The organism is Saccharomonospora iraqiensis subsp. paurometabolica YIM 90007 (assembly GCF_000231035.2).
GTDB classification, from domain to species: domain Bacteria; phylum Actinomycetota; class Actinomycetes; order Mycobacteriales; family Pseudonocardiaceae; genus Saccharomonospora; species Saccharomonospora paurometabolica.
Map to the genome: position 1 here is coordinate 28925 of NZ_KI912225.1, position 4851 is coordinate 33775.

The following is a 4851-nucleotide window of genomic DNA, read 5'->3' on the forward strand; positions in this document are numbered from 1 at the left end:
GACGGCGCCGCGGTGCGCACCGTCGGCGCGCACACCCACGCGATCGCCGCGCGGGAGCGTCCCCGGCTGGTGGCGGTGCCCGAGGGGCGGATCTGCGTCGAGATGCTGGACCTCTACCAGGCCGACGGCATCATCAGCGAGCCGGCGGGGGCCCTCGCCCCGGCCGCCCTGGCCGCCGACCTGCCGGGATTCGACCCGGCGCCCGGAACCACGGTGGTGTGCGTGCTCTCCGGCGGCAACAACGACGTCAGCCGCTACGCCGAGATCGTGGAACGCGCACTGATCTTCGAGGGCCGCAAGCACTACTTCCTCGTCGAGTTCCCGCAGGAGCCGGGCGCGCTGCGCCGGTTCCTGGACGAGGTCCTCGGCCCCGACGACGACATCACGCTGTTCGAGTACGTCAAGCGCAACAACCGCGAGACCGGCCCCGCACTGGTGGGGCTCGAGCTGGGCGCGGCCGAGAACCTGCCCGCCGTACTGGAGCGCATGGACGCGGTGCCGCACCGGGTCGAGCGGGTGGCGCCGGACAGCCCGCTGTTCACGTTCCTCACCTGAACGCCCGCGACGGCCGTCCGCGGTCCCGGCACCGCTCAGTCGGCGGGGTGCAGCTTGTCCGGATGGTGCACGGCGGTGCGCCCGGACTTCTCACTGCGCACGAGGTACTGCGGGTGTTCCGGGGAGGCGCGGACGGTCCGCCCGCCCGCCTCGGTGTCCGAGGTGATCTTGTCCTCGACGGTGCCCACCGAACTCTGGTTGCCCGCGTCCCAGCGGACCCGGTCACCCTTGTGGAACTCGGCCATCGTGTGCCTCCTCCCCCGCCGCGGCGCGTCGGCGGTCCCGGCGGTCAGGTGTCCTTGAGCGGGTCGTGTCCCCAGTTCATCAGCGAGTGCCGCCAGGGCGTGTCGCGCACGTCGCCGGACGGGCGTTGGGCCCGGTGCCGGTGGATGTAGCCGATGACGGCGCGCATGTGTTCGTAGTCGTCCTCGGTGAGGTCCCCGCGGTGGGTCCGCAGGATCTCCACGATGCGGCGTCCGGACCGGTGTCCGACCGACTCGCCGCCGTCGCCGTGCTGTCCGGCCCGGTCGGACTCCGGCGTCCCGAGCCACCGTTCGAGCTCGGTCGGGGTCATGTTGACCTCGCGGCCGAACTCCTCGCGCACCCGCTCGGTGTCCATACCGGGCGGATACCCGGGACAGGGCCGTCCATTCGGTCCGCGCCGCGGGCGCGGCCGGTCAGGGCAGTTCCCGGCCGGCCTCGGCGAGCGCCTGCTCCACGAGTTCGGGCAGGGACGCCTCGTCCGGGCCGTCCACCCAGGCCTGGGTGCCGACGCGCAGGGCGGTGAGGAAGCATCCGGCGATCACCCTGGCCCGGGTCCGCGAGCGCAGGTCCGGCGGGGTGCGGTGGTCGAGGTGCTCGGCGAGGTCGCGTTCGAAGGAGGCGAACGTGGCGATCTGCTCGGCCAGCAGATCCGGATGCGACCGGATCAGCCGCGCCTGTTCCAACCAGGCGGGCCCGGCCTCGGTGTCGAAGTCCCGCACCTCGTCGTGGATGGCCGCCGTCAACGCGGCCCACGGCCGCTCGTCGGCAGGCCGGGCCGCCACCGCCGCGAGCAGGCGGGCGAGCCGGGTGCGCTCGCCGTGCAGCAGCGCCTCCTCCTTGCCCGCGAAGTAGTTGGAGAAGGTGCGCCGGGAGACCGTCGCCGCGTCGGCGACGGCCTCCACGGTGAGCTGGTCGTACCCGTCCCGCAGGGCGAGCCGCATCGCGGCCTCGTGCAGCGCGCGCTTCGTCGCCCGCTTCTTGCGTTCGCGCAGTCCCGGTCCGGTGTCGTCCACGGGACGATCGTAAGCCCTCGACCGGTGTGATTCTCAACGCGCAAACTTGCCCATTGGGCAACTTTCCCGGACAGTCGACCGGGGCGGAGCCGTCCGCCCACCGTCCGTCCCGACCGCGAGGTCCGACCGTCCCGGAGACCGTGTGACCAGCCCCACGACCGCGTCCGCCGACGACACCGGGTCCTCCCCCCGGCGCGGGGAGGTGCTCAAGGCCCTCACCGGGCTGCTGCTCGCGTTGTTCGTCGCGATGACCAGCTCCACCATCGTCTCGGTCGCGCTGCCCCGGATCATCGGTTCGCTCAACGGCACCCAGACCCAGTACACCTGGGTGGTCACCGCGACGCTGCTCGCCGCGACCGCGTCCACCCCGATCTGGGGGAAACTGTCCGACCTCTACAGCAAGAAGCGGCTGACCCAGGTCGCGATCTCGGTGTTCCTGGTCGGGTCCCTGGTGAGCGGGTTCGCGCAGGACCCGGGGCAGCTGATCGCGGCCCGCGCCGTCCAGGGGCTCGGCGTCGGCGGCCTGCAGGCGCTGGTGCAGGCGGTGATCGCGGCGATGATCCCGCCGAAGGAGCGCGGCCGGTACAACGGCGTGCTCGGCGCGGTCATGGCGCTGGCCACGGTGAGCGGACCTCTGCTCGGCGGACTGGTGACCGACGTGTCGTGGCTGGGGTGGCGCTGGTGCTTCTTCCTCGGCGTGCCGTTCTCCGCCGTCGCGCTGGTCGTGTTGCACCGGACGCTGCATCTTCCGGTGGTGCGCGGGCGCGCGGAGGTCCGCGTCGACTACCCGGGTGCGGTGCTCGTCGGTACGGGCGTGAGCGTCCTGTTGATCTGGGTGTCGTTCGTGGACGGTTCGTTCGGGTGGCTGTCCTGGCAGACGGCGGTGCTGGCGGGCTCGGCCCTGGCGATCCTGACGGTCGCGGTGTGGTGGGAGTCGCGCGCCGCCGAACCGATCGTGCCCCTGCGCATCCTGCGGCAACCCACACCCGCCCTGGCGATCGTGGCCAGCCTCGCCGTCGGCATGGCGATGTTCGGCGGTGCGGTGTTCCTCGGCCAGTACTTCCAGGTGGCGCGCGGGTACGACCCCACGGCGGCCGGGCTGATGATGGTGCCGATGATGGCGGGCACGCTGGTGGCCTCGACCGTCTCCGGCATGCTGGTCAGCCGCACCGGCAGGACGAAGCCGTTCATCGTGGCGGGCACGCTCGTGCTGCTCACCGGCTTCGGAGTGCTGTCGACGCTGGGCCCGGACACCCCGCTGCCGGTGGTCTTCGGCGGGCTGTTGCTGGTCGGCACCGGCGTGGGCCTGTCCATGCAGAACCTGGTGCTGGCGGTGCAGAACACCGTGGCCCTGCGGGACGTCGGTGCGGCGAGCGCGTCGGTGGCGTTCTTCCGCTCGCTCGGCGGTACGACCGGCATCGCCGTGTTGGGCGCGGTGCTGGACCGCACGGTGGACAGTGACATCGCCGAGGGCCTGGCCGAGGCGGGCATCCCCGCCCCGGCCACCGCCGGGACCAGCAACCTCAACCTGGCCGAACTGCCGGAGCCGGTGCGCGGGATCGTCCGGACCGCCTACGGTGACGCGACGGGACACCTGTTCCTGATCTCCACGGCGATCGCCGTGGTGGGCGTGCTGGCCGCACTGGCGCTCAAGCCCGCCGACCTGCGCACCAGCCTCGACCTCGACCCCGACCGCGCCGCAACACCCGGCACCGACGCCGGTCCGGACGCGACCGCCCCCGTGGTGCGCGGCTGAGACCGACTCCCGAAACCGGGGCACCCGGCGGGTCGCCGTCGGGTGCGAGCGGCCTCCCGCGACCGGCGTAGGGTTCCGGGTGCCCCGTCCCGCCGGTTCCCGAGGGAGGTCGTCCGTGCTCGTGCTGCGTTCGGTCGCGTTGTTCCTGGTGGCCGCGCTGGCCGAGATCGGCGGTGCCTGGCTGGTCTGGCAGGGGGTGCGCGAACACCGCGGTCTGGTGTGGATCGGCGCCGGGGTGGTCGCGCTCGGACTGTACGGATTCGTCGCCACGTTGCAGCCGGACCCGCACTTCGGCCGGATCCTCGCCGCCTACGGCGGGGTGTTCGTCGCCGGGTCGCTGGCGTGGGGAATGGTCGTCGACGGCTACCGGCCGGACCGGTTCGACGTGCTCGGCGCGGTGCTCTGCCTCGTCGGGGTCGCGGTGATCATGTACGCGCCGCGCGGGTGAGGCCGCACCGACCGCGCCGGGCGGCGCGGTGGGCGGCCATCCGGACGGGGGCGTTGGCCGTGCCGTACCCGGCGTAGTCGCCCACCCGCTGCACGACCTCGAAGAACACCCGGGAGCCGAGCACCTCGGTGAAGAAGTGGAAGTACTCCCCGTCCGCGTCCCGGTCGTAGAGGATGCGGTGCTCACGCAGGGCCGCGTGGGTCTCGTCGGGCAGCCGGACCCGGGCCTCGAGGTCGTCGTAGTAGTTGTCCGGCACGGACAGCAGCGGGGCGCCCCGTCCCCGCGCGGTCCGGGCGCACGCCACGATGTCGTCGGTGGCGAAGGCGATGTGCTGGGGGTCGGGTACCGCAGGCGACCAGTCCCCCCGGCGCAGCACCGTGCCGTGCAGGGCGATCCGCACGCGGTCGTGCCGCGCGGCCACCGCGCGGCTGCGCACCAGGCCGAACGGCGCGGCGAACTCCCCGCTGTGCCGGGTGTCCAGACCCAGCACCTCGCGGTAGAACAGGGTGGCCTCGTCGAAGTAGTCGAAGGGCTGGGCCAGTGCGACGTGGTCGATGTCGGTGACACCGGTCAGTGAGCCCGTGCCGCCGCCGGTGAGGATGAAGTCCGCGAGCCAGTCGTCGGCCGGGGTGTCCTCGCCGGTGGTGTGATCGCCGGTCCTGGTGTCGCCGCCGGCCGACGGTGCCGGGTCCGTGTCCCCGGCGGTGCGGCAGAAGAACAGTTCGGTGCCGTCGGGGGCGGCGACCGCGCTCAGGTCGGCCTCCCGGTGCCCCCGGGTGCGGGCGACGTCCGGGGCGAGCAGTGCCTGCGCGCGG

Annotated in this window: 6 protein-coding genes and 1 pseudogene; 3 read left to right on the forward strand and 4 right to left on the reverse strand. The window is 73.1% G+C overall.

Annotation, left to right across the window (positions count from 1 at the left end; all coding sequences use genetic code 11):
* A pseudogene (locus tag SACPADRAFT_RS0208785) lies at positions 1-555 on the forward strand (pyridoxal-phosphate dependent enzyme); the annotation flags it as partial.
* A gap of 35 nt (positions 556-590) precedes the next feature.
* Here the strand turns inward: SACPADRAFT_RS0208785 and SACPADRAFT_RS0208790 are convergent.
* The 3 genes from SACPADRAFT_RS0208790 to SACPADRAFT_RS0208800 are packed head-to-tail and all read right to left on the reverse strand — an operon-like array spanning position 591 to position 1832.
* Complete coding sequence (locus SACPADRAFT_RS0208790; protein ID WP_007026520.1) at positions 591-800, reverse strand: hypervirulence associated TUDOR domain-containing protein; 210 nt, start codon at positions 798-800, stop codon at positions 591-593.
* Between the two features lie 44 nt (positions 801-844).
* Positions 845-1174 (reverse strand): DUF3140 domain-containing protein, encoded by a 330-nt coding sequence (locus tag SACPADRAFT_RS0208795; protein WP_007026519.1) that lies wholly within the window; start codon positions 1172-1174, stop codon positions 845-847.
* A gap of 58 nt (positions 1175-1232) precedes the next feature.
* Positions 1233-1832 (reverse strand): TetR/AcrR family transcriptional regulator, encoded by a 600-nt coding sequence (locus tag SACPADRAFT_RS0208800; protein WP_007026518.1) that lies wholly within the window; start codon positions 1830-1832, stop codon positions 1233-1235.
* Between the two features lie 142 nt (positions 1833-1974).
* On the opposite strand from SACPADRAFT_RS0208800, the gene SACPADRAFT_RS0208805 reads away from it, so the two are divergent.
* The gene (locus SACPADRAFT_RS0208805) at positions 1975-3588 is read left to right on the forward strand and encodes an MDR family MFS transporter (protein WP_007026517.1); all 1614 of its coding nucleotides are present in this window, start codon (positions 1975-1977) and stop codon (positions 3586-3588) included.
* A 115-nt stretch (positions 3589-3703) separates the two neighbouring features.
* The gene (locus tag SACPADRAFT_RS0208810) at positions 3704-4036 is read left to right on the forward strand and encodes a YnfA family protein (RefSeq protein ID WP_007026516.1); all 333 of its coding nucleotides are present in this window, start codon (positions 3704-3706) and stop codon (positions 4034-4036) included.
* On the opposite strand, the gene SACPADRAFT_RS0208815 is transcribed toward SACPADRAFT_RS0208810, so the two are convergent.
* A partial coding sequence (locus SACPADRAFT_RS0208815; RefSeq protein WP_007026515.1) for a VOC family protein occupies positions 4014-4851 on the reverse strand: 838 nt, incomplete at its 5' end. The genes SACPADRAFT_RS0208810 and SACPADRAFT_RS0208815 overlap by 23 nt on opposite strands.